The 25050-nt window shown below is 31.1% G+C and carries 24 protein-coding genes; 6 read left to right on the top strand and 18 right to left on the bottom strand.

Features of this window, described 5'->3' with window-relative positions:
• Positions 1-6 precede the first annotated feature (6 nt).
• The gene (locus ACTS9J_RS01965) at positions 7-444 is read right to left on the bottom strand and encodes a DUF2141 domain-containing protein (RefSeq protein WP_291077894.1); all 438 of its coding nucleotides are present in this window, start codon (positions 442-444) and stop codon (positions 7-9) included.
• A 78-nt stretch (positions 445-522) separates the two neighbouring features.
• On the opposite strand from ACTS9J_RS01965, the gene ACTS9J_RS01960 reads away from it, so the two are divergent.
• Positions 523-2487 carry a ComEC/Rec2 family competence protein gene (locus tag ACTS9J_RS01960; protein ID WP_448352775.1) on the top strand — a complete coding sequence of 655 codons (1965 nt, stop codon included), beginning with the start codon at positions 523-525 and terminating at the stop codon, positions 2485-2487.
• Here ACTS9J_RS01960 and ACTS9J_RS01955 read toward each other — a convergent pair.
• The 4 genes from ACTS9J_RS01955 to ACTS9J_RS01940 form a co-directional block, all read right to left on the bottom strand.
• On the bottom strand, positions 2477-2920 hold the full coding sequence (locus tag ACTS9J_RS01955; RefSeq protein WP_448352774.1) for a thioredoxin family protein: 444 nt from the start codon (positions 2918-2920) through the stop codon (positions 2477-2479). The two genes, ACTS9J_RS01960 and ACTS9J_RS01955, sit on opposite strands and share 11 nt — an antisense overlap.
• Positions 2921-2935: 15 nt before the next feature.
• Complete coding sequence (locus ACTS9J_RS01950) at positions 2936-5020, bottom strand: peptide MFS transporter (RefSeq protein ID WP_448352773.1); 2085 nt, start codon at positions 5018-5020, stop codon at positions 2936-2938.
• 29 nt (positions 5021-5049) lie between these two features.
• Positions 5050-6531 (bottom strand): peptide MFS transporter, encoded by a 1482-nt coding sequence (locus ACTS9J_RS01945; protein ID WP_291100172.1) that lies wholly within the window; start codon positions 6529-6531, stop codon positions 5050-5052.
• Positions 6532-6702: 171 nt separating this feature from the next.
• Entirely contained in the window at positions 6703-8862 is a 2160-nt protein-coding gene (locus ACTS9J_RS01940; protein ID WP_448352772.1) for a S9 family peptidase, read from the bottom strand.
• 1106 nt (positions 8863-9968) lie between these two features.
• On the opposite strand from ACTS9J_RS01940, the gene ACTS9J_RS01935 reads away from it, so the two are divergent.
• On the top strand, positions 9969-11174 hold the full coding sequence (locus ACTS9J_RS01935; RefSeq protein ID WP_219035089.1) for an IS256 family transposase: 1206 nt from the start codon (positions 9969-9971) through the stop codon (positions 11172-11174).
• A 68-nt stretch (positions 11175-11242) separates the two neighbouring features.
• Here the strand turns inward: ACTS9J_RS01935 and ACTS9J_RS01930 are convergent, their stop codons facing one another.
• From ACTS9J_RS01930 to ACTS9J_RS01910, 5 genes are all read right to left on the bottom strand, one after another.
• On the bottom strand, positions 11243-11959 hold the full coding sequence (locus ACTS9J_RS01930) for a GLPGLI family protein (protein WP_221855659.1): 717 nt from the start codon (positions 11957-11959) through the stop codon (positions 11243-11245).
• Between the two features lie 87 nt (positions 11960-12046).
• Positions 12047-12934 carry an IS3 family transposase gene (locus tag ACTS9J_RS01925; RefSeq protein WP_181816276.1) on the bottom strand — a complete coding sequence of 296 codons (888 nt, stop codon included), beginning with the start codon at positions 12932-12934 and terminating at the stop codon, positions 12047-12049.
• Between the two features lie 23 nt (positions 12935-12957).
• Positions 12958-13224 carry a transposase gene (locus ACTS9J_RS01920; RefSeq protein ID WP_038336637.1) on the bottom strand — a complete coding sequence of 89 codons (267 nt, stop codon included), beginning with the start codon at positions 13222-13224 and terminating at the stop codon, positions 12958-12960.
• 55 nt (positions 13225-13279) lie between these two features.
• Positions 13280-14026, bottom strand: a complete 747-nt coding sequence (locus ACTS9J_RS01915; protein WP_448352771.1) for a GLPGLI family protein — start codon at positions 14024-14026, stop codon at positions 13280-13282.
• Between the two features lie 74 nt (positions 14027-14100).
• Complete coding sequence (locus ACTS9J_RS01910) at positions 14101-14319, bottom strand: hypothetical protein (RefSeq protein WP_115002328.1); 219 nt, start codon at positions 14317-14319, stop codon at positions 14101-14103.
• 405 nt (positions 14320-14724) lie between these two features.
• Here ACTS9J_RS01910 and ACTS9J_RS01905 point away from each other — a divergent pair, with 405 nt between their 5' ends.
• Genes ACTS9J_RS01905 through ACTS9J_RS01890 form a run of 4 tightly spaced genes read left to right on the top strand, consistent with a single transcriptional unit; the run spans position 14725 to position 17287 of the window.
• A complete protein-coding gene (locus tag ACTS9J_RS01905) occupies positions 14725-16080 on the top strand; it encodes a hydroxymethylglutaryl-CoA reductase (protein WP_221854701.1) in 1356 nt (451 codons plus the stop codon).
• Between the two features lie 8 nt (positions 16081-16088).
• On the top strand, positions 16089-16520 hold the full coding sequence (locus tag ACTS9J_RS01900; protein ID WP_219034526.1) for a pyrimidine dimer DNA glycosylase/endonuclease V: 432 nt from the start codon (positions 16089-16091) through the stop codon (positions 16518-16520).
• Positions 16502-16999 carry a YkgJ family cysteine cluster protein gene (locus tag ACTS9J_RS01895; protein ID WP_171623750.1) on the top strand — a complete coding sequence of 166 codons (498 nt, stop codon included), beginning with the start codon at positions 16502-16504 and terminating at the stop codon, positions 16997-16999. The genes ACTS9J_RS01900 and ACTS9J_RS01895 overlap by 19 nt, the downstream gene beginning before the upstream one ends.
• Positions 17000-17287 (top strand): hypothetical protein, encoded by a 288-nt coding sequence (locus ACTS9J_RS01890; protein WP_038333316.1) that lies wholly within the window; start codon positions 17000-17002, stop codon positions 17285-17287.
• Positions 17288-17321: 34 nt separating this feature from the next.
• On the opposite strand, the gene ACTS9J_RS01885 is transcribed toward ACTS9J_RS01890, so the two are convergent.
• The 8 genes from ACTS9J_RS01885 to ACTS9J_RS01850 form a co-directional block, all read right to left on the bottom strand.
• On the bottom strand, positions 17322-17771 hold the full coding sequence (locus ACTS9J_RS01885; protein ID WP_147280029.1) for a hypothetical protein: 450 nt from the start codon (positions 17769-17771) through the stop codon (positions 17322-17324).
• 154 nt (positions 17772-17925) lie between these two features.
• The gene (locus ACTS9J_RS01880) at positions 17926-18966 is read right to left on the bottom strand and encodes a PorT family protein (protein ID WP_286494968.1); all 1041 of its coding nucleotides are present in this window, start codon (positions 18964-18966) and stop codon (positions 17926-17928) included.
• A 29-nt stretch (positions 18967-18995) separates the two neighbouring features.
• Complete coding sequence (locus tag ACTS9J_RS01875; RefSeq protein ID WP_219034523.1) at positions 18996-19658, bottom strand: hypothetical protein; 663 nt, start codon at positions 19656-19658, stop codon at positions 18996-18998.
• Complete coding sequence (locus tag ACTS9J_RS01870; RefSeq protein ID WP_219034522.1) at positions 19642-20217, bottom strand: RNA polymerase sigma factor; 576 nt, start codon at positions 20215-20217, stop codon at positions 19642-19644. The genes ACTS9J_RS01875 and ACTS9J_RS01870 overlap by 17 nt, the downstream gene beginning before the upstream one ends.
• Before the next feature lie 145 nt (positions 20218-20362).
• Positions 20363-21136 carry a type III pantothenate kinase gene (locus tag ACTS9J_RS01865; RefSeq protein ID WP_257468124.1) on the bottom strand — a complete coding sequence of 258 codons (774 nt, stop codon included), beginning with the start codon at positions 21134-21136 and terminating at the stop codon, positions 20363-20365.
• Positions 21136-22989, bottom strand: coding sequence for a M1 family metallopeptidase (locus tag ACTS9J_RS01860; RefSeq protein WP_219034521.1), 1854 nt, complete (start codon positions 22987-22989; stop codon positions 21136-21138). Before ACTS9J_RS01860 ends, ACTS9J_RS01865 begins: the two co-directional genes overlap by 1 nt.
• Positions 22990-23733: 744 nt before the next feature.
• Positions 23734-24186, bottom strand: coding sequence for a DUF6266 family protein (locus ACTS9J_RS01855; RefSeq protein WP_448352770.1), 453 nt, complete (start codon positions 24184-24186; stop codon positions 23734-23736).
• Between the two features lie 441 nt (positions 24187-24627).
• Complete coding sequence (locus tag ACTS9J_RS01850) at positions 24628-24837, bottom strand: helix-turn-helix domain-containing protein (RefSeq protein ID WP_219034519.1); 210 nt, start codon at positions 24835-24837, stop codon at positions 24628-24630.
• Positions 24838-25050 lie beyond the last annotated feature (213 nt).

The following is a 25050-nucleotide window of genomic DNA, read 5'->3' as shown; positions in this document are numbered from 1 at the left end:
CGAAGATTATTCTTCGCCTTTGTTATTGTTTAATTTGATTACAATTGTATTATTTTCTTCAGTCATTTCCACTTTGGCTTCCTCAAAAGTTGGCTCACGCAAAATAGGATCTAAATTCTTAGAAAAACCATACGGTTCTTTACGCACACCCAAAAAACTTTTATCAAGCTGTTTATTATTGTTCGTATCCAAATACACTTTTACCGCATAAAATGTTGGCTCAATATCTTTAAAAACCGTTTCATACCTGTCTATATCAGCAACTGGAACGTACAATTTTTTGAATGCATTTTGACCTTTTGTATAATTTTCTACATTTCTATAAAACTCTATAGCCAAATTTCCTTTCATTTTCTTAAGGTTTGTGATTGATAGTTTTACATCAATTTGAGCCATTGCCATTTGAGTAAAAAATAACACAATTAATATAAGAATCTTCTTCATTTTTTTTTATTTTTTTAATCAATTCATTTACAAATAATTAAAACCTACTATTTGTAAAAAAATTTATAAATTATTAGGATGAAAAAGTATCTCTTTTTTACCCTAACAATTTGTTTCTCAATCGGAATAATTTTATCCGAATTATTAATTCCTGCTACAAATTTACGAATTATATTTTTTTCATTAATTACTTTACTTTTTATCTCTTTGTTAAAAAATAATAATCGTCAAAATATAATCACTTTTTTAGGTATTTCGATTATTTTGGGCTATTATATTCATCAAAATTATAATAGACATTCAAAAATTGATTTCGAATCTGTTTCGAAAATTCATTTACTAAAAGTCGTTTATAGTTCTAATTCTACCGAAAAATATACCAATTACGTTGTAAAAGATATTGAAACGACTGAGCAAATTTTACTTCATATCAAACCTCAACAACAAATTTTATATCCCAATGATGAAATCATAATTTTAGGAGAAAAAAGAAAAATCCAAGAACCGTTAAATCCATATCAATTTGATTATAAACGTTTCTTAAACAGAAAACGAATTTATTCTCAAATCTTTACAAATGAAATTATTTCTATTCACAAAGAAGGAAATGGATTTCGAAATTGGGTTGCCAAATCGAAAGTCATGATTCGAAAAGAACTAACAGAACAAGGTTATTCCCTTGAAAGTAGAGCGATTATTTCGTCTATGCTTTTGGGTGATAGAACGGAGCTCTCGCAAGAACTCAATCAAAGTTATGTAGCAACAGGAGTTGTGCATATTTTATCCATTTCTGGTTTACATGTGATGATGATTTACATGATTTTACAATTCGTTTTACAACCATTATTAAAGCTAAAACAAGGTCGGAAAATTAGAATAATTATTAGCTTAATATTTATCTGGATCTTTGCTTTTTATGTCGAATTACAACCGCCAGTTTTTCGTTCTGCGTTGATGATTACCATTTATTATATTAGCGAATTACTCAACCGACCAAAAAATATTTTCCACACACTTTCACTTTCTGCTTTTATCATTCTAGTTTTTCAACCTAATTATTTGTTTGATGTTGGCTTTCAATTGAGTTTTTCAGCGGTCTTTTTCATTGTTTGGCTCAATCCAATTTTTGAGTATTATTGGAAAGTTAAAAATAGTTTCCTGAAGAAAATCAAGATTATGATTGAAACAAGTTTATCTGCTCAATTAGGAACTTTACCAATTTCGGTCTTGTATTTTAATCAATTTTCAGGATTGTTTTTATTTGGAAATTTAGTCTTGATTCCTGCTTCCTTTTTTATGATTTGTGGCGGTATAATTAGCATTCTTCTCATCATTTTTGATCTTAATATTCCAATCTATACGTGGATTTTCAATCATTTTATTTATTATTCAAATCAATATATTTATTGGTTAGCAAACTTCAAGTTTATTGCGAAAGATGTTTACATCAGTTTATTTACCGCGATTTTGATTGGCGTTATTTTATATGCATCGAAACCTTTATTCCTAAAAAAATCTAAACTAGCATTATTTGTTTGTTTAATTTCTTTATTTCTAATGGAATCTGAACGATATTATCAAGTTTATCAACTCAATCATTCGAATGAATTAATTGTTTTTAATCAATACAAGAATAGTATTATCGGCATAAGAAATCAACGAAGTTTAGCAATTCTAAGCGAAAATCCTTTGGATGAAAAAACATATAATTTTACGATTAAACCATATAAAATCCACGAAAGAATAAAAGATGTTAGTTTCTACTCTTATGATTCAGACTTTAAACATCAACATTTTATCAAACATCCAAATTTTATTGAAACGAAGTCATTTAACCTTTTATTAAATGAAGAACATTCTGATACTCCTTTTTATGTGTTAATTCATCAATCGAAGCTTTATTCTTTCGAAAATAATGAAAATTTAAAAAGGGTAATTGCTGATGCCAGCAACTACCCTTCTATTGTTAGAGAACTTGAAGAAACTTCTGATTCTGTTTTATTGAAAACCTCTCAACAAGGTTATTTCTCGATTAAATTTTGATATCGTTTATGAAATCTGTTGAATTACGATAGCCCAAAACAATTTTGTTAACATCTCCTTTTCCGTTCATCAAAACAGTTGCAGGATAACTCAATTGTCCGTTTGTAAAGGCATACGCCATGTAATTCGCTTTAGCAGGTGCAATATAGGTGTACTGAATTCCCATAAATTTTACCATATCCTTTGTTTCCGCATCAAATTTTACCGCAATGTAATTTTTGTTTACATAATCTGCGACTTTATTATCTGTAAAAGTTTCTTTGTCCAAACGCTTACAGAATCCACACCAAGTTGTATAAAAATTAATCAATACAGGTTTTTCTGGATGTGCTTTTATTTCCTTTGTTGCTTCGTCTAATGATAACCATTTAATTTCTTGTCCGAAAAGAAATGATGATAAAATTAGGGCAGCGATTGCTAAGCTTGATTTCATAAATTTCAATCTTTATTATTTAACTCCGTGCATCAATTTTTTCATGACTGGATTTAATGCGATAACGATTAAACCTGCTACAATTGGTACAATTGTAAAGATTAAGAAGAAAGTTGATAACGAATATTCTTTGGTAATATTTTCGATTTGACCTCCTAAAATGGCTGCCAATTTGTTACCAATTGCAATTGCAAGGTACCACATTCCGAACATAAATGCAATCATACGTGCTGGAACTAATTTCGATACGTACGAAAGTCCAACTGGAGATAAGCAGAGTTCGCCCAATGTATGGAATAAATAAGCTAATACTAACCAGATGATAGAAACTCTAACACCTTCTGAAATTCCGTAAGAACCGAAAGCTAAGAATCCGAATCCGAATGCCATAATGATTAATCCTAAACCATATTTTACAGAAGCTGATGGGTTGTATTTAGAATCCCAAACACGAGAAACTAACGAAGCTAATGCAATGATGAAGAAAGAGTTTAATGTAGAGAACCAAGAAACGGTAATTTCTACTTGAGAATCTTTAATCTCTGCTACTTTCGCAGGAACAACTTCAGATGGTTTATTTTGATTTTTATATTCAGTATCTAATTTCACTAAACTTTCTGGAGAAACTAATACAAATTTATCTCCTTCTTTGTGAATATTAATATCAGATCCTTTTGTTAAAGCGTCTTGAGAAGCTAAATTAATTGTTTCAGTTACAATTTTATCTGTAGAGTTTGCCACATAAGAAGCCGTAACTGGTGTTTTATCAAAAACAGGTTGTCCTTCTTCGTTCATCACTTGTTTACCAGCGTCGTCTAATTTAGCCGTTTCAATTGCTTGGTAAGAAACATCGTAAGAGTGAGAAGTCCAGTTATAGTTTAACATCCAAATTGCAGCAGCCCAAATTCCTAAGAAAGTAAACGCTAAAACAACATTAGATAAAGCCGCTTTTTTAAATGTTTGTTTTGCTAATAAAATCAATACATACGAGATGAACAATAATGGAACAACTGTTAATAATGTATTGAAAACGTTGAATGCCATTGCAGCACCTCCAATTAAGTTACGTTCTGTATTATCACGCGCAAAGATTACTAATGATGTAGCTCCTTGTTCGAAAGACATCCAGAAGAAGATAACGAAGAAAGCAAAAATAATTACCGCAATCATACGATCACGAACCACTTTTGTATAATTTGCCAAACGACGAATTACCACAAAGAAGAACAAGAATAATGCTACTAAAATAACGACATTTTGTCCTGATAATCCTCCGATAGAGAATGGGAATAAGTTAATTCCACCAATTGCATTTAACGGATCATTGAACGCATATCCTAATCCTAAAAGCGTCATAATAACGATCAATACTTGATCTAATACTGTAAAAGGATTTGGTTTTTCTCCTGGTTCGTATTTTGGTGTATCATCATCAGCAGTAATTTGATTTCCTGTTTTTGAAGGAACCTCACCGATATACCCAAATAATGGTTTTGCTAACCAGAACTGTAATGTTCCTAATAACATGAAGATTCCAGCTAAACCAAATCCCCAGTGCCATCCTACTTTTTCTGCTAAGAATCCACACAACATCATTCCGAAGAATGCACCAGCGTTAACTCCCATGTAGAAAATTGTATAAGCACCATCCTTTTTCTCAGGAAAGTCTTTGTACATTTCTGATAAGATAGATGTCATATTTGGTTTAAAGAATCCTGTTCCAATAACCAAACACGCCAATCCTAAATATAAAAAGATAGGTGTATCAAAAGCCATGAATGCATGACCAAGAGTCATAATAATCGCACCAATTACAACTGCCCATCTATAACCTATGTATTTATCGGCAATAATACCTCCAAAGATGGGCGTAATGTATAATAACATTGCGTATGTTCCATATAAAGCAGTTGCTTTTTCTATAGACCATTCCCAACCTGGATTTAACCCAATAACTGCAGCTGTTAAAAACTGAATTAATAAAACGCGCATTCCGTAGAATGAAAAACGCTCCCACATCTCTGTAAAGAAAAGCACGAACAACCCTGACGGATGCCCAAGTACTTTTGAATCAAAGAAATTTTCTGATTTTGAACTCATGTTTGTTTGTTAAAAGTATTTCTTAAAAGTTATTTTACGTCTTGCATTAATTTGCGAATTAATGGGGATAAAGCGATTAATAATACACCTGCAATTAAAGCGTATATTCCCAAATCTTTGTAGCCATCAGTATAGGCAATCAATTTTGACATTAAAGTTCCTCCTGTATTTGCTTCAGACATTTCTGCTCCAATTTTCCCTGCAAAAAACTGACCAAAAGCACTTGCTAAAAACCACATCCCCATCATCATTCCAAATAGTTTTTGAGGAGATAGCTTCGTAATAATTGACATACCGATTGGACCTAAACATAACTCTCCTAGAGTAATTACTAGCCAAGTAAAAGTGAATAAATTAAGAGATGATTGTCCTGTATCGTTTACAAAGAATCGTAAAGAATAAAATAAAAAGAATCCTAATGATAAGAATAAAAACCCTATTCCGAATTTAATAATTGTATTAGGTTCTATTTTCTTTTTAGCTAACCATATCCATAACAATCCTGCTAATGGACTTACTATGATTATAAAAAATGAATTAGCACTATTATTAATAATATTTGGATCAATTTCGAAGAATAGTAAATTATGTACTAAGTTATCTTTTGCGAAAAGAGATAAAGAACCTCCACTTTGTTCATAAATAACATTAAAAATCAAATACATAACAATAAAAATAAAAGCTGCTAAAACTTTTTTCTTATAACTATTATTTAATTTTAATATCTCGAATCCTAAATACAAAAGCGCAGCAATACCAATTCCGTACATAAAATAATCGGTTAAATCACTTCTATGAATTAAGAAATATATTAAAGGTAATATAACTATTGCACCAACGTAAACAGCTGTTTCTTTAAAAGTCCTTTTTTGTATACTATCTTTTTCTAATGGAGTGTTTCCTATAGGTTCTAAACTTTTTTTAGTAGCAAAATAAGTTATCAAACCAATCACCATTACAATTGCTGCTGCTAAGAAACATAAACTCCAAGAGTAATATTTTCCCAAATAAACACACAAAGCACCTCCTAAAAGACCTCCTATATTTATTCCGGCATAAAACATTCCATAACCTGCATCACGTCTTACATCTCCTTCTTTATACAATTCACCTACCATTGATGATATATTGGGTTTAAAAAAACCTGTTCCTATAATGGTGCAGGTAATTCCTACATAAAACATTGTATGAGGATCATAGGCAATGATTAAATTTCCGATGACCATAAAAAGACCTCCAAAAACTAAAGACTTTTTGAAACCTAATATTTTATCAGCGAAAATACCTCCAATAAATGTAAATGCATAAATAAATGCTTGTATTGCGCCATATTTCAAATTAGCATCTTTTTCTAAAAGACCTAGTTGGTCTGTCATAAAAATTGCTAAAACACCTCTCATACCGTAGAAACAAAAACGTTCCCACATTTCTATCGTAAACAAATACCAAAGCTGTTTGGGATATTTTCCTTCAAAGTTTTGAATTTGCTCTAAAGTTAATTTTTGACTCATAATTTCTTTAACTAAGCGCTAATATATCATTTAGATTTTATTAGCAATCAACGAAAATAAAAAAAACCTCCGACAATGCAGAGGTTTTTTTTATTTAATGTATGATTTTTGTCAATTTGAATAATGTTTCATCTTATTCATTGGCGTATTCTAATAAATACAGCTTTTTTCTTACAAATTCTTCTTGATAAAGTTTGTCATTTTACGGTAAAGCTGAATACGCGTGTTTCCACCATAAATCCCGTGATCTTTATCTGTATAAATTGCCATATCAAAATCTTTGTTCGCTTGTACCAAAGCTTCTGATAATTCGAATGTGTTTTGTGGATGCACATTATCATCAGCAGAACCAGAAATTAATAAGAAATTACCTTTCAACTCGTTTGCATAATTAATTGGTGAATTGTCATCATAACCAGATGCATTTTCTTCTGGTGTACGCATAAAACGCTCTGTATAAACAGAATCATAATAACGCCAGTTTGTTACAGGAGCAACAGCAATCGCCGCTTTGAACACATCATTTCCTTTGAATAATACATTCGAAGCCATGAATCCTCCATAAGACCAACCCCAAATTCCGATACGAGATTTGTCCACATAAGGTAATTTACCAATTTCTTTTGCCGCAGCAATTTGATCTTCTACCTCATATTTTCCTAATTGTAAATACGTTTGCTTCTTGAAATCTTCTCCTTTGTATCCCGTTCCACGACCGTCAACACAGAAAACGATATAACCTTCTTGTGCCAACATCATGTGCCAATAATCATTTGAGTTGAAATACGCATTATTTACATTCTGAGAACCTGGTCCAGAATATTGATACATCAAAACTGGATATTTTTTGGTTGGATCAAAGTTTTTTGGTTTGATTACGTAAGCATTTAATTCGTTTCCTGCTGTCGTTTTCAACACAAATAATTCTTTTGTTCCAATATTATCTGTAGTCAATTTATCTTTTAAAGAAGTATTGTCAACGATAACACCCAAATCTTTTCCAGATTTAGATTCAACCAAACTAATTGTTTTTGGAGTTGTTGTATTCGAAAAAGTATTAATGAAATACGTAAAATTCTTACTGAAAGCAGCCGAATTTGTTCCATTATTTTTCGTCAACATTGTTGTTTTCTTACCATCTAAACTAACCGAAGAAATTTGTCTTTCTGTCGAAATACGTTTTCCATTATTCGAGTTAGATTGATAATAAAGTGTTTTATTACCAGGATTATATCCGTAGTAATTCGTTACTTCCCAATCTCCTTTCGTCACTTGGTTAATTAGCTTTCCGCTATCTGCATAATGGTAAATATGGTTATTTCCATCGCGCTCAGAAGTCCATAAGAACGAATTATCTGCTAAAAACTCTAACGTTAAATTATCCGTTTCTATCCACGCTTTATTTGTTTCAGTAAATAATTTATTTACTTTTTTCGTGTTGATATCATAAAACGAAACATCTACATTATTTTGATGACGGTTAGACGTTACAACCGTTAATAAATTCGCTTTTGTAGAGAACTTAATTTTAGGAATATAATAATTCTGAACTCCGCCTAAATTAACATTTGCAGTTGAGTTATTCTTCGTATCAAAAACATGTAACGAAACTTCCGAATTGTCTTGTCCTGCTTTTGGATATTTGTAACGTAATTCTTGTGGATAAAGATTATTGTGGTAAATCGGAATATTAATTTCTTTGACTTTCGATTCGTCAAAACGAACATAAGCCAAAGACGTTCCATCAGCATTCCAATCAAAATTTCTTACGAAACCAAACTCTTCTTCATAAACCCAATCGTTGATCCCGTTGATAATATTATTCTTTTTACCATCCGTTGTAACTTGAATTACCTTGTTCGATTTTAAGTCTTGAATGTATAAATTATTCTCAAAAGCAAAAGCTACCTTAGAAGCATCTGGCGAAAACAAAGGCTCTTGAATTCCTTTTCCATCAAATAACAATACTTTCGATTTTGTTTGTGTATCATACACTTCAAACTTTGCTGTAAACGAATGGCGATAAATTTGGTGCGAATTAGTTTGCAATAAAACGTAACGCTCATCAGAACTAAATTCATAACCTTCAAACTTTCCAGGAACGACAACTACATCAGAAGTCTGACCTTTTTTCAATGTCGATTCATACGAACGTTTTACCAATCCGTCTTTTGTAAGAATTGTATAATTTTCTCCATCATTCAATGAATTTACACCATATAATGAGTTTTCTCGGTATTTACCGCCATATATCCCTTCAATGGTTATTTGTTGTGCATAAGAATAAGCACCCATCGCAAGGATAGCCAAACTTAAAATAAATTTTTTCATATTAATTTTCTAATCATGTGAGTTCAAACAATCAAATATAAACAATTCTATTTTCTCAAATAACACATTTCCTCGAATAATCCATTATAATCGTTCATATAAACGAAAAACTCTTCACTATTTTATATTTTAAACAATTTACAGATAATCGTATTTCATCATTTTTATCAAGAATATTATTAATTCAATCAAAACAATTTAAAATAATCAAATATTTGTAATATAATCATTTAAACAATACAAATTACATTTTTCACAAAAAGTGACCACAAATGTCCGGTTTTGTCCACATTTGTCCACTTCTGTCCTCCAGCATTTTTATCAACAATATGTTTTAGTTAATTGAAACTCCTATACAAACCTCTGTATATCTATGTTTCACATCATATCGAAAAATAGCTCATTTTACTCTTGTTCGACCATCGTTCGACCTTTGTTCGACCGTCCTTCGACGAACTTGCGGAAAAATGCACCTTTGCGAGGACAATGGTCGAAGAACGGTCGAAGAAAACACGAATAAACTCTATAGAGAGTTATAAAAAAAATAATAACGTTGCAGTAAAAAATTAGTACGAAAGAAAAATAATTTTGTCTGATATGAATACCTTCACTCAACGATTAAATGCTTCTTTCAGAGCATTTTAAATTACAAACTTGTTTGTTCAAAACTGCACTCTCACAATATCAAAGTTTTAAGCCATTTAAAAGAGGTGTATAATAATGATTATGTTTAATAGACCTTAATAATGTAAATATTGTTTATTTTCTATTTGAAAAATGATTTCTTATTCCTTTCATCATGTTAAGATAAATAAGTCTTATACCTTTTCTTATACTGTATTTTTTTTAGGATTTCCAAATCAAGATGAAACAAATGATGGAAGAAGAATGAATTGACAAACGAACACAGTTGCCAATACTTTTATTCAACACGTAATAGGGTCGATTAATAAACTAATTTTATCAATTTGATAGATATAAAAAAAGGATTTTTAAAACAAAATCCTTTTTATAGGCAATATCCAAAAAACTGTGTAAACATAAATTAAGGTGGGTTTAGTAACTCACCTTATTTATTTTATTAAATTTATAAAACACAGTTTATTATGAAAAAATCTGTAGCCCAATTCATCCAAGATCAAGGTCATTTAGAAGGGATCAAAACCCAAGAAGATCTAAGTAAATTATTAAAAGAATTGCATTCTGATTTATTAGAAGCCATGCTACAAGGCGAACTTGAAGCCCATTTAGGTTACTCAAAAAATGAGAAAAGTGACAATTCCAATGCACGTAATGGCACAACTTCAAAACGTTTAAAAAGCGAATATGGGGAATCTACAATAGAGGTTCCTCGAGATCGAGAAGGAAGTTTTGATCCAATTATTGTCCCAAAACATCAATCCAAATCAGTTTCTGTTGAAAATATGGTTATTTCGTTATACGCTAAAGGTCTAAGTGTTTCGGATATTGAGCAGGAACTTTACGAATTATACGGCTATAAACTCTCTACATCAGCAATATCCATCATTACTGATAAAGTAAATAGTCAAGTTTTGGATTGGCAAAATCGTCCTCTAGAATCTATTTATTGCATTGTTTGGATGGATGGCATTGTGTTTAAAGTTCGTCAAGGCGGAAAAGTAATCAATAAAACGATTTATCTAGCTGTTGGTTTAAACCGTGAAGGTCACAAAGAAATCCTTGGAATGTGGCTTGGAGAGAACGAATCTGCTGCTTTTTGGCAAGGTGTGATGACGGATTTAAAAGCGCGTGGCGTAGAAGATATTTTGGTTACAGTAACTGATAATTTAAACGGATTTACACAATCTATAACCAATATTTTCCCTCAAGCGAACACACAAATTTGCGTGGTTCACCAGATTAGAAACTCTGCTCGATACGTAGTCTGGAAGGATAAAAAAGAATTTACCTCAGACATGAAACTCATTTACAATGCGCCAAACAGAGAGATGGCTGCTTTAGAATTAGATCGTTTTGCAGAAAAATGGATTCAAAAATATCCCTACGCAATGCAATCTTGGAGAAATAATTGGGACGAATTAACTGTATTTTTTGACTTTCCTATTGAAATCAGAAAAATTATTTACACCACCAACCTTATCGAAAATTTGAATGGAAAAGTCCGAAAATATACCAAAAATAAACTAGTATTCCCAACAGATGACGCGCTCAAAAAGTCAGTTTATCTATCGTTAATGCAAATCTCAAAAAAATGGACACAACCAATTCATAATTGGGGAATAATTTTAAATCAATTTTTAACTATATTTGAAAAAAGGGTTCAACTATAAAAAAGTCAAACCCACCTGAAATATATTTACACAAAATTTTGGACAGTGTCTTTTTATATGTTTTTTAATTATTGTTTAAATAATTCATTAAATTTTCTCTCCTCCTCTTTCATTATTTTATCAAATTCTACTTGAGTTATCGATTTACCTTTTGTTGGTTTATTTATTTTTAATTTATCACTCACTTCAACTTTTGTTGCTAAATAAATTTGTTTGTTTACCGAGTTTTCTTCTTTATTCGTCAAAATTAATTTTAGAATAATCCCTGGTAATCCTCCATAATTAGAAGGTCCATTTTTTATTTTAATTGTTGACGCATACCAAGCTTCAACAAATGAATTTTCAGAAATTTGTAAAGTTGCTTTTTTAACATCGAACCCTAAAATTTTATCTTTATCTTTTCCTAATATCCAATTTTTGGTTGTTATAGAATCTGTTATTAATATTTTTTTTCCTTTATAGTTAACTTCAGAAATAGTTGATTTATCAACTAAATTTTTATAATAAATTCCTCCTGGTCCACTTATAAAGGAAATTGACACTCCTGATCTACCCTGAGAATTATCAATTCTATCTATTCTTTGGAAAAGCGATTCTTTATCAGAACTTAAAAACTCAAAATACAATCTATTTTCGTTACTGTTTTTTAATCGTTCTTTGACAACAGCATCTTTTGCATTTTCAATATCAAATTCATTTCGAAATTCGTATTCTATTTGTATTTTTTCTTGACAAAATGTATTTACAAAACACAATAACATTACAAATGAAAGTATATTTTTCATATAGATTCTTATTTTTTTCTAATTTCTGTGGCTTTGGATAGTTAATTGAATCATAAATTATTTTCCCATTCTGTAATCTTCCCCTTGTTAGGAACATTTAAAAGTATAGTTTTTATTTAATATTATTGTATTATTATTTTGATTAATTTGAAATGTAGGAAAATCATTAGGATTTTTGACCTTACCATATTTCAATAAAAAATTTCTAGGAGAAAGATATTGTAAAGAACTGTGTGGTCTTTCATTGTTATACATCCACATCCAAATTTCTGTATAATTTTTCATTTCTTTGATATTTTCAAATAAATAAGCATTTAAAAAATCTGTTCTAAAAGTTCTATTAAATCTTTCAATCAACGAATTTTGCGTAGGTTTCCCAGGTTGAATATAATATAATTCAATGGCTTTTTTTTGACAAAATAGTTTTAGTTTTTCAGCAATAAATTCTGGACCATTATCTACTCTAATTTTCTCAGGTTTCCCTCGCCATTCGATTAGTTTTTCAAGTTCAGAAATTACTTTAGCTGAAGGTAAGCTTGTGTCGATACAAATACTCAAAATTTCTCGATTAAAATCGTCTATAATATTCAAACTTCTCACGCTTTTTCCGTTTTCTAAACTATCATGCATGAAATCCATACTCCACGTTACATTTGGATAAATCGGACGTAAAAGCGGCTCTTTAATCCTTGCAGGAAGTCTTTTTTTACGTTTATTACGTAGGTTAAGTTTCATCGAAGTATAAATTCGATAAACTCGTTTATGGTTCCAAGTAAATCCTAAATTTCGTAAACGATGATGCATCATCCAAAAGCCCCAAGTTTGATGCTCGTTGGATAGCGCTATCAATTGAAAACGTATTTTATCATCCTCATCTTTACGTACTTTTTGATAATAAAAAACGGATGTTCTTAAGCTAAATAGACGACAAGCCCTGCGAGAACTTAGCTGATGTTTTTCTTTTGAATACAACACCAACTCTCGTTTTTCACAAGGCGTTATAGCTTTTTTTCGATAACATCTTTTAAAACTACGTTTTCCAAAGTAAGCTCTGCTACAATTTTTTTATATTGGGACAATTGCTTCTCTAGTTCTTTTAATTGAGCTAATTGATGGGCTTCCATTCCGCCATATTTACTCTTCCATTTATAAAAAGTGGGTTGACTTATTCCATGTTCACGACAAATTTCATTGACTGTTTTGCCTTGATTTTGTTCTGATAAGATCTTGACGATCTGAACTTCTGTAAAATTGCTCTGTTTCATAATTATCCCTAAGTTAATAAACTATATTTTTAAACGGTCCGGTTTTTAGGGAAGATTACAATTCAAATAATAATTCTATATCTATTCTTTCTCCTTTTGGGAATATAAAATTACTGTCTATTTTTCTTAATTTTTCTTTAACTCTTTCTGGCGTTTCAAATTTTAATTGTGGATATTCTTTGATGCTTTTTACAGCATACGTTTTATTTTCTAAAGGATTTTTTATTGTACTTACTTCTATCTTTTTCACGTCCTTTAATTGCCAAGAATATCTCCCGCTGTCTTCATTAACACTTACTATTGCGCCAGGAAGTCCATGCAATTTCCATGGTCCAACATTTACAGGAATATCTAATGTGTACCAAGCTGTATAGTTTCGCCCTCTGAAAGTAGCAGTCGCTTTTTTAAGATTATAATCATTTTCTACTTTTGTTTCATTTGATAATTCCCATTTGATAGTTGGTATTTTTTCTGTAAAATTCATCATTTCAATATCAATCTGTTCTTGAATGACCATTTCTAATTTTTTGAAATTACTATAAATTAATTCATTATCAATCACCTTTTCATCTATAACTAATGAAGTGCTGTTTTTTTCACTCTTTGCTTTTTCTTTTAGTTTTATTACCGTATATAAACTTACCTTATTAGGAACGTCATATACTAATGTTGTGTTATATGTATTTGTTCTATTCAATATTGAAACATGATTATTGAACTGATAATCAAGCTTATAGATTTGCGCATAAATAGAATTAGCAATACAAAATAAAACTATTAATAATAGTGGCTTTAATTTCATTTATTATTTATTTTATAATAGCCTGATTAATTATAATCAGGCTATATTAATGTAGTTGATATTAGTTAATTCAATTATGAATGATCTGCAATATATTGCTCTAAATACTTATCAGCTTGATAATTACAATTTAACTCTGAAGTAGCATAAACTATTGTATAAGCAAGTAATTTACCATTACCATCACGAATTGTTATTTCACAATTATTAACATCTTCAGAAGTATTATAATTTATAACTGATGATAATTCTTTAACTTCATTTGTAATTTTTGTTTCTGTTTCGTTTGCCATAGCAAAAGTTCCGATAAGTGCAAAAGCACTTGCTAATAAGATTTTTCCATTTTTTTTAGTTTAAATATTGTTGTTAATATTTCTAAATTAATATTTTTTTTAAAAAACAAAAAATTTTAAATACTTAATTTAAGAAATATTTAAAAATGAAGTTTTTTACATTAGAGTTGAAATATCTTATAACACCTTTTATGTTAAGTAAAAGGTGTTTTTTATATTTTAGAATATCAATTTTCAAGTGGATATTTTCTTCAAAAAGTTATAGTACAATAACTAATTCTACATTTATTGTGTTTAACCAAATCCACTACTCTACTAAATCGTTAAAAATTAATCAAAAAACAGAAGAAGTATCTTATAACATTCAAAACGTTTGTACTTTTGTCTTATAAAAAAATATCCAATATGAAGCATCAAGCAGTAGAAGGTTTTTCGAAATTATCGAAAGAAGGAAAAATTGAATGGGTTGTCAATGAATATTTGAATGGCGATGAAAAAGCAATTCAAATCATGAAACAATATTGGAATGATGATGCAGATTTACAAAAACTGCACGACGAATTTTCAGAAAATACAGTTTCTAATTTCTATATGCCGTTTGGTTTAGCACCAAACTTTTTAATCAACGACGAATTATATGCCATTCCAATGGCTGTTGAAGAGTCGTCTGTTGTTGCTGCGGCTTCTAAAGCTGCGAAGTTTTGGCAAACACGTGGTGGTTTCAAAACAACTATTTTATCCACAACAAAATTGGGTCACGTTCATTTTATGTACGAAGGCGACAAAGAAAAGTTACAAAATGCATTTGAAACAACGATTAAAAATCAATTAATCGAAACGACAAATGATATCACCAAAAACATGCGTGCGCGTGGTGGTGGTATTTTAGCTTTGGAATTAATTGATAAAACTGCTGATTTAGAAAACTATTATCAAATAAAAGCGTCTTTCGAAACAATGGATTCGATGGGTGCAAACTTTATCAATTCTTGTTTAGAACAATTTGCCAAAACATTACGCAACGAGATAGAAGCTGATTCTACTTTTACAGATGATGAAAAAGATTCAGTTCAAATCGTGATGTGTATTTTATCGAATTATACGCCAGATTGTATTGTTCGTGCAGAGGTTTCTTGTCCTGTTGAGCAATTGGCAGAAGGAAATGTAACCTCAGAAGAGTTTGTAGAAAAGTTTTTGCGCGCTGTTCGCATTGCAGAAATAGAACCATATCGTGCAACAACACATAACAAAGGAATTATGAACGGAATTGATGCGGTTGTGATTGCAACAGGTAACGATTTCCGTGCTGTAGAAGCTTGTGCGCATACATATGCGGCGAAAGATGGGCAGTATTCTTCGTTAACACACTGTGAAGTGAAAGATGGAGTTTTTCGTTTTTGGATTGATTTACCAACTGCTCTTGGTACAATTGGTGGATTGACAGCTTTGCATCCGTTAGTAAAATTAGCAATGGGAATTCTTGGGAAACCGAATGCTAAAGAATTGATGGGATTTGTTGCTGTTGCAGGTTTAGCGCAAAACTTTGGTGCATTACGTTCTTTGGTTACAACTGGAATTCAGAAAGGTCACATGAAAATGCACTTAATGAATATCTTGAATCAGTTAGAAGCAACTGAAGAAGAAAAGAAATATTTTGTCAATTATTTTAAAGATAAAACGGTTTCTCATCACAATGTTATCGAAGAGTTTTGCAGATTACGTGGTGTAAAAAATGTAGAAGAGATCAAAAAAGAGAAGTAATCTAACAAATGCGAATTTGGTCTGTTCATCCGAAATATCTCGATGCAAAAGGAATTGTAGCACTTTGGCGCGAAACGCTTTTGGCAAAAAATGTTTTGGAAGGCAATACAAAAGGTTATAAAAATCATCCGCAATTAACTCGTTTCAAAGCAATTGAAAAACCGCTTGAAGCGATTAATCAATATTTAGCAAAAGTTTGGGACGAAGCCACAAGACGAGGATATAATTTTGACCGAAATAAAATTGATTCTGATTTTACAAAGATTAAAATTGAGGTTACAACAGGTCAAATGCAATATGAATTCAACCATTTATTAAAGAAGTTAGAACAAAGAGATCCTGAGCGATTCAAACAATTTGAAAACCTTAAAATGGTTGATTGCGCGGAGATTTTTGAAGTAAAAGAAGGAGAGATAGAAAAATGGGAGATCATTTCTTAGAAGAATATTTTGCGAAAGCAAAAGAAAAACAACGCGAACACAAAAAGTTTTTGGAGAAGTTGAAGAAGAAACCGCCTAAAAACTTGGATCAGAAAATGGAAGAAATCCACGAAGATGTTTTCAATCGTATTGATTGTCTTTCTTGCGCGAATTGTTGCAAAACAACTGGTCCCCTTTTTACACAAAAAGATATTGAGCGTTTAGCGCATGTTTTTCGCATTAAACCAAGTCAATTTATTGATAAATATTTGCGAATTGATGAAGACAACGACTATGTTTTGCAGCAAGTTCCTTGTCCTTTTTTGGATAGTGAAAATTATTGTTTGGTTTATGAAGATCGCCCGAAAGCTTGTCGTGAATATCCGCATACAGATCGTAAGAAATTTTACCAGATTAATCATCTTACCATAAAAAACACGCTAATTTGTCCTGCAACTTACGAAGTTGTGGAACAAATGCAGAAAGAAATAAAAGTATAAATGGAAACACCTCTAAAAATAATCGCATTTATTATGTTGATATTTCCGACAATTTATCAAGGAATTGCTGGATTTAGAACAAAAGATGCAGCTGTTGTAAAAAAAGTGGCTTGGCGCGCCGTTTTGATGCAAATCATGGGAACACTTTTGGCTTATTTTATCTTCATAAAAATTGGTCAAGACAAGCAAGTTGCCATTTATGTTGGCTTTATGTTTTTTACGTCGGTTGCAATTTTAGTGCTGATTCAAAACATTTTGATTTACTTAAAAAATAATAGTAATAATTAAAACGTCGTCTATGAGCGACGTTTTTTTAATATCATTAAGCTAATAAATTAACGTATTGTTCTGCTTTTTCGGTTAGTTTAGTTTTTACTTGATCATAATTTGAATCAAAAAAACTTCGTAATCTGAACTTTGATTTTTTGGTTTGAATAGTTAGAATTTGATTGCGATTCAAGCGAAAAATGTCTTCTTCTTCGTACAAATAATAAATTGCTCGATATGGAATTTCATCTTTTTTGAAAATTGTTCTGATTTCGAACGTTTCTTCTTTTAACGTAAATAAGGTCAAATTAAACGTTAAATCGTATAAAATAGACATCGATGCAAGTAAAGAAATCATGAAAACGCCAATGCGTAAAAAAGGTTCGTCTATCCAAAAATTTCCTCCAAACCAAAAAGCTTTGACAAACGTGAAGTTAACCATCATTAATAATAGAAAAATGATGACGAGAAGAAGTGTTTGCCAACTAAGTTTAGATTTTACCATCTCTCATTGGATTTGTACTAATTTACAATTTTTTTGAACAGGTTTAGAAAATTTTTCTACAAATAAAAAACCTCAGATAAATCTGAGGTTCATTATATTAAAAAAAATGTTATGTTATAAAATTTCAATACTAAAACTATGATTGAGATAATTGTTATAATCCAAGATTTATGCCAAACTGAATCATTTTACGATTATCGAATGTATTATCTTTAAAATAATTATTAAAATCCTTTCTCACAAAGACATCAATCAATCCTAAACCAATTGTTACTTCGGCTCCGTAGATAAAATTATTCACATTATAATTTCCACGATTTTTGCTGCGAACACCATCTCCTTTGTAAATATTATTCGATGATAACAACGTTCCTCCATACATATATGCTGCGATATAGTGTTTTCCTTGCGGACGATATGCAAAATCTTCGGTAATATTTTTGACTTTCGAAAAATTGTATTTAAATCCAACTGGAACCATAAAATAAGCCGAGCGCAACTTCGATTTGTCTAACGATTTGTCATGTTTTATTAAACCAACATCTCCATTTTCATCACGATTAAAACGCATATCATCGTCAATTCTGTAAGTTCTCCAAGAGAATAATGCTCCTGCTAAAAAGTTAACTGGACTCGTTAAGGATAATTGTCTTTCATACATTAAACCTACTGTTAAATTGCTCGAAAACTTCTCGTGTTTGTTCAATTCTTCGTCTTTTTTTCCTGTAAACGCCATGTATCCAAAAGAAGCATAACCGTTAATTTGATTCGCAATTCGGTAACGTTTCGTCACATCTTGTTTCGTTTTTGGCGTAATTGGATCTTCGCCATTCATAATCGAAAATGCAACTTGTTGTTTGATGATATCATCTAAGTTAAAATTCACTTCCTGAATACGATCATTTATCGTTCCCGAATACACATTTGCAATCGCTTCTTTCTTCGCTGTAGCCTCAGAAGCATTCAGTTTTCCTTCTGCTAATTCTTTGTCAACTGCCGCAATTTTCTTTTCCATTGCAGATTTTTCTTCCTGCACAATTTGACGAATCACTAACGTAAATTCGCTAATGCGATCTTTTACAATTGGACTGATTTTTTCGTCATTTTTATCATTCAAATCAAATGTAAATTTTTGAGCATATAGTGATGTAGCTGATAAGCATAATAATCCTGCTACGATAAGTTTTTTTATCATAATCTTGCTAATTTAGGGATATTAATGTTTTATTTGAAGCCGATAGAAACCACGCGCGATTGGTTTGACTCCTTTAGATTTTCTTTATTTTCGATCGAATACAACAACATATTTGGATCTACAAAATTCTTCTTCTTTTTGTTCACTTTTACAGAATCTAATGTTGTGTTAGCTGCAATATTTTTCTTTGGTTGAGCTTCTGATTTTAACTCTTCTTTCTTCTCTGCAATAGCTTCTTTCTTCGTTGGAAAAGCCATTTCAACTTGTTGAGATTCTTCGTTTATCGCCACTTGAACTTTACCATGTTGAATTGGTTTCTTCTCTTCTTGAGGCTGAATTTCAACTTCTTTTTTAGAAGAATCAATCTTTTCATTATTCGCTAAAATCGATTCTGAAGAATGAACTGTATTAGAATCTGATTGAATTTGTTGCGGATTATTTTGTTCCTGATGATTTACCAATTCTTTTGGTTCATCATTTTTAGATTGATTCGTAAATAAATAAACAGACGTAGTAACTGTAAATAACGCCACAACCGCAGCAGATAACCACCATTTGTAGTTTGATTTTTGTGGTGATGGAGCGACATCCATACGAGCCTGAATTCTGTCCCACGCATCGTGCGAAGGTTTTAGCTCACGATTTTCTAAATCGTTTTTTATATAGTTTGATATTTTATCGTTGTTTTTCATTTGTCATTTTCTTTTTACTTAGAACAATTTCTTTCAGTTTTGCCTTTGCTCGAAACAATTGCGTTTTGCTGGTCGATACCGAAATATTGAGCATTTCTGCAATTTCTTGATGCGAATAATCTTCGAGAATATGAAGATTAAACACCAGTCTATAAGGTTCTGAAAGTTGATCTAACACGTCTTGCACATTAAAATTTAACCATGTTTCTTCTACTTCTTCATCTGCTTCATCATAATTAGAAACTCTTACATCATCAACATAAATCAATGTTTTATTTGCACGTAAAAAAGTTAAACATTCGTTGACCATAATTCGACGCATCCAACCTTCGAAACTTCCTTTATTTTGAAATTTCTCGATATGATTAAAGACTTTACAAAAACCGTTAATCATACAATCTTCTGCATAATGCATGTCTTCGATGTAACTTCTACAAACGCTCAGCATCTTTTTGGAGTTTTGTTCGTAGAGTTCTTTTTGCGCCAAAGCATCGTTCTTTTTTAGTCGATCGACTAAAATTTCTTCTTTACTTTTTCGATTTAGTACAAATAATTTCACGTGTGTTAATTGCTTTCTTACTTAATAGACTCAAGGTTTGTAAAAAGGTTACAGAAAATTAGACATTTTTTTGAAATGATTTGATATAAAATGAAAAAAGCTCGCAATGAGCGAGCTTTTTAATTGTTTTTATCTAAAAATAGATTTATTTCTGAAATGAATCTTTATTCAATTCGTATAATATTTTAAGACCTTTTATTGTGTGTAGACGATCATCGATATCAATTTTATCTGTCAATGATTTGTAAACACCGCCAACTCCTCCTGTTGAAATTACATAAGATTGTTCTCCTTCTTCGGCATTGATACGATCGATCATTCCTTCGACCATACTTAAAAACCCATAAACCATTCCTGATTGCATGCAAGATTCTGTATCTGATCCTAAAACAGTTTTTGGTGCTTTTAGTTCGACTGTTGGTAATTGAGCTGTTTCTCCTACTAAAGAATTTAAGGCAGTAATAATTCCGGGAGCAATTACTACTCCACCGACATTTGCTGATTCGTCTATGCCTAAGAAAGTTAGTGCAGTTCCAAAATCAATGACAATTTTTTTGCCTTGATAATTTTGATAATGTGCAGCTACGGCATTCGCATATAAATCTGTTCCCATTTGGTTTGACTTATGCTTGATTGCTGATGGCGTATTACGATCTACAACCATTGGTTTGAACTTGTGAATCTTTTGTAATGCAATCTTAACGCTTGCTGTAAGTGGTGGTACAACCGAACCTATCACAATATCTGTAATATCATTTTTCGAAATTCCGAAAGGCTCGTACATGTTCGAGAATTTTGCAAAAAACTCGTATTCGGTACGGTAAGGTTTTGAATTGATTGTCCATGTAATAATCTCCGTTTCACTTTTGAAAACTGCGAAACGAAGATTAGTATTTCCAATATTTACTGCTAATAACATTATTTTGTAAATACGTTATTTTTATCGTTTACATCTGCCAAACGTTTTGTTGGATCGATGGTAACTTGTTTAACTTCTTTCGAAACTTTAACATCATAGGTAGGTTTTGTCCAGAACCAATCTTCTAAAATAATTCTTTTTGCACCTTGGTATTCTACTAAGTTTTCTGCTGGTTTTTCTCCACGCATTTCACGTAAAGGAATGTAGAATAATTCTTTTGAGCCATCTGTATATTCTACCAACAAATCGATAGGCATTGCAAAATCTGATTTGTTTGCAATTGTGATTGTGTTTCCGTTTACAGCTTCTACAGCGTAATCAATTTTGCGTGTTGTGTTCAAGAATAAATTGAAGTACCATTTAAGATTAATTCCAGAAACTTCTTCTGCTACACGTTTGAAATCATTCCCTGATGGATGTTTGAATTTCCATTGTTTATAGAATTCTAGGAATGTTTTGTTTAAATTATCATTTCCAATAATATATCCTAATTGAATTGCTAAAACTTGACCTTTGTAATATGCTTCTAAAGAGTATGCATAGTTTGTATTATAATAGTCTGCTAATAAACTTGCAGGTTCTTCTTTACCAGAAAGTGCTAAATTAATATATCCTTTGTAGGCATCTGGATTTGGATTAGAAGGCATTACTTTTAATTTATCTACAACATTAAGGTGCGCCATTTGCTCTACATATGATGTAAAACCTTCGTCGAACCATTCGTTGTATGTTTCATTGATACCAAATAATTGTTGGTACCAAGAGTGAGCTGCTTCGTGGAAAATAGTTCCGATTAAGCTATTTAAATTACTTCCTCCAGCAATTAAAGTTGCAGTACCATATTCCATACCACCGTCACCACCTTGAATGATTGAATATGTTTTCCAAGGATATTCGCCAAAGTGTTCAGAATTATAATCGAAGAAACCTAATGCGTAAGGCATTGCTTGTTTCCATGCAGAAGATTTATCATTGTCTTGGTAAACTAAATATACCTCAACACCATGCTTTGATTTTGCATGTTCTACAATAAATTCTTTGTCTGCAGCCCAAACAAAATCGTGAATATTTTCAGCTTTGAAATTCCAAGCTACTTTTCCATTCTTTGTTTTGATTGTTGGATTTTTTACATAACCTTTTACACTATTAGGGTCTTGTAATTCTCCTGAAGCTCCGATTACATAATCTTTATCGATGTTAATTGTGACATCAAAATTACCAAAAGGCGCAAAAAATTCGCGACCAATGTATTCATCTAAATGCCATCCTTCTGGATCGAATTCTGCCATTTTAGGATACCATTGTGCCATAGAAAATTCTACACCATCTTTCGAATTACGTCCAGAACGACGAATTTGTTCGGGAACTTGTGCATTCCAAACCATATCGAAAGTAGAAGTTTGTCCTTCTGCAATTGGTTTTGCTAATGTAACTTCTAAGATTGTTCCGTCTACTTTATATGAAACGGCTTTACCATCTTGTTTAAGAGATGTTACTTTTTGATAACCAATTTGATCTGGTTTTAATTCAGAAATACGGCTAACATATTTAGGATTTTCTTTTGTTCCGATATTTGTTGCCATTCTTTTATCAGGATCTGAAATGTTTTGTAAACGATTATCCATCATACTTCCTGGTTGAAAAGCATTAAAATATAAATGAAAATAAACTTTATTCAGGCTTTGACCTGAATTGTTGGTGTATTTCAATTGCATTTTTCCATCGTATTGATATGATTTTTCTTTCATATCAACATCTATTTTATAATCTACCTTTTGTTGCCAATATCCTTTACGTTGTGCAAAAGCTAATTGAACCAAACATAAGCAGATTAGTAAAGTGAATTTTCTCATTTCTAACTAATCATTAAACTTTAACTTCAAAAATACAAAAAAGATTGAGATTAAGGTGAAGGTTGGGGGTTGGTTGTTTTTATTTAGTTAACAACCTTCTGTTACTTTTTTTATTCATTGAATATCTATTTTAATTAATTGGTATTCATATGCCCTTCGGGGAACAGTCAAAAAAAGTAACCAAAAAAGACTTGGCTGTAAATCGATTGGACTAAAAATGGTTTTCGCTTCGCTAAAGATTTTAAAAACTCTACGAGCTAAAATCTTTTTAACGCTGCTCTTCAATCATTTTCTTAACGTCATCGATTTAATGCCAATTTTTTGATTTGGAATTTGATTAGAAAATAATGTGAAGCTGAAATGAATTTAGCTTGATAAGTTAGGGTTTACACTCTTCTATGCCCTCTCGAGAGGGATTTTTTTTTGTGTCTTTGGTGAAGTTTTTTCTTTTGATAAAAAAAGAAAAACCGTTTGTATCTTGGACATCAACTTATGTGATTTGTTATGATATAAACGGTTTTTTCTCTCTTTTCTGAATCATAGTCAATGTTAGTTTACTATGATTTTTCCTACGTAAACAGAATTAGATGCAAATAGGTTTTCTGGATTGACAAAGGCAATCCATATATGTAATTCTTTACCTTGATATCTTGGTAATAAACTTAGTTGATATGTTAAGTCTACACGGATTGCATTGGTTTGAAAAAAATGGGTTCCTACATTAAGGTCGTTGTCTTCTGCAAGTTATGCCACCATGTAATCTGTTTCGCCATTAGAGCCCATGGAGTTGTTTTCCCAATCGATCTGAATTGTTAACGGAGTTGGAGAACTGATGGCTAAGGGTTGTAGATCTATTCCTTTTCCTTTTGAAAATTGAATTTGATGATAATTAGGTAGTATTTGTAAATTATCCATATCACAGACTAATGCATTCATGACATTGCTCATTGCAGAATTGTATGTGGAACGTAATCCTACTTTTGTTCCGAAAAATGCTTTTGCATATTCTTTGTAACTCGCAAGAAATAAGACTGATTTGTTGAAACGTTCTTTGATTAATGCTTGTTTTGGAGTTGGTGCTTTTGATAATTTTTTAGGACGAATGCGTGATATTTCGTAACCGTTGACATTTGCGACTACTATTCGACCTGTACGACCGGATGTACCTGAAATGATACTGTCAATAACTTTACCCATACTTTTTGGTTTTAAATGTTTTACTTGATTTTTAATTTCTATGGTGAAGTTCGTAATGGATATCCGTATTAATTCAATTATTGCATACAAATGGAAACATTTGGAATGATTTGCAATGCTTTGGAATGAAATGTACTTATTTGTATTCGTCTGTATATTTCTGTGGTTGTGCTGTGGTTGTTCTGTTGATAAGTACCGCAGCGCTTCGGTGTTTGTTCGGTGTTTGTGTGGTTGTAGTGGTTTTGTTTTACATTTGATTTACACTCTCCTGACCTCTTTCAAACGGGGAAGTTTTTCTTTTTGGTTAAATCTTCTGTCTCTTTTTTTGTCTAAAAAAGGATTCAAAAAAAGAATTGGTTGTTAATTGTTATCTTTAATGATGATCTTATTGAGTATTATTAAATTTATTATAAATAAAAAGAGGCTTAAAAGCCTCTTGATTTATTTGAGTAATTGATTGATTATTGCTTGGTAAACTTCGTGTCTTAAGTAGACGTTTCGACCAAAATAATTGTAGGCTTTTAAAAGGTTTTTCTTTCTGTAATTGTATAATGTACTTTTGCAAATTTTTAGGTATTGCAATACATCCTCCTCTTCCATTAGGTACAAATCTAAAGAACTAATGTTTCCTTCTGCAAATGCTTGTTGCATTTTATTGATTTCTTCTGCTAATTGTTGAAACTAATTGACTGAGTTAAACGCTTGACTTTTCATCTGAAGAATCGTAAGATTTACTCTAAAGATAAATTGATTATCGAAATGATTTTATGGGTTTTAACTTTATTTATCAATAATATGTTGTTGATAAGTTAGGGTTTACACTCTTTGCAAAATAATCCCATATAAAAAAAAGCTCGTGTCAAG

It is taken from the genome of Empedobacter sp. ULE_I140 (assembly GCF_053482575.1).
The sequence above is the reverse complement of the archived record's forward strand: the minus strand, read 5'-3'. Positions and strand labels throughout refer to the sequence as shown.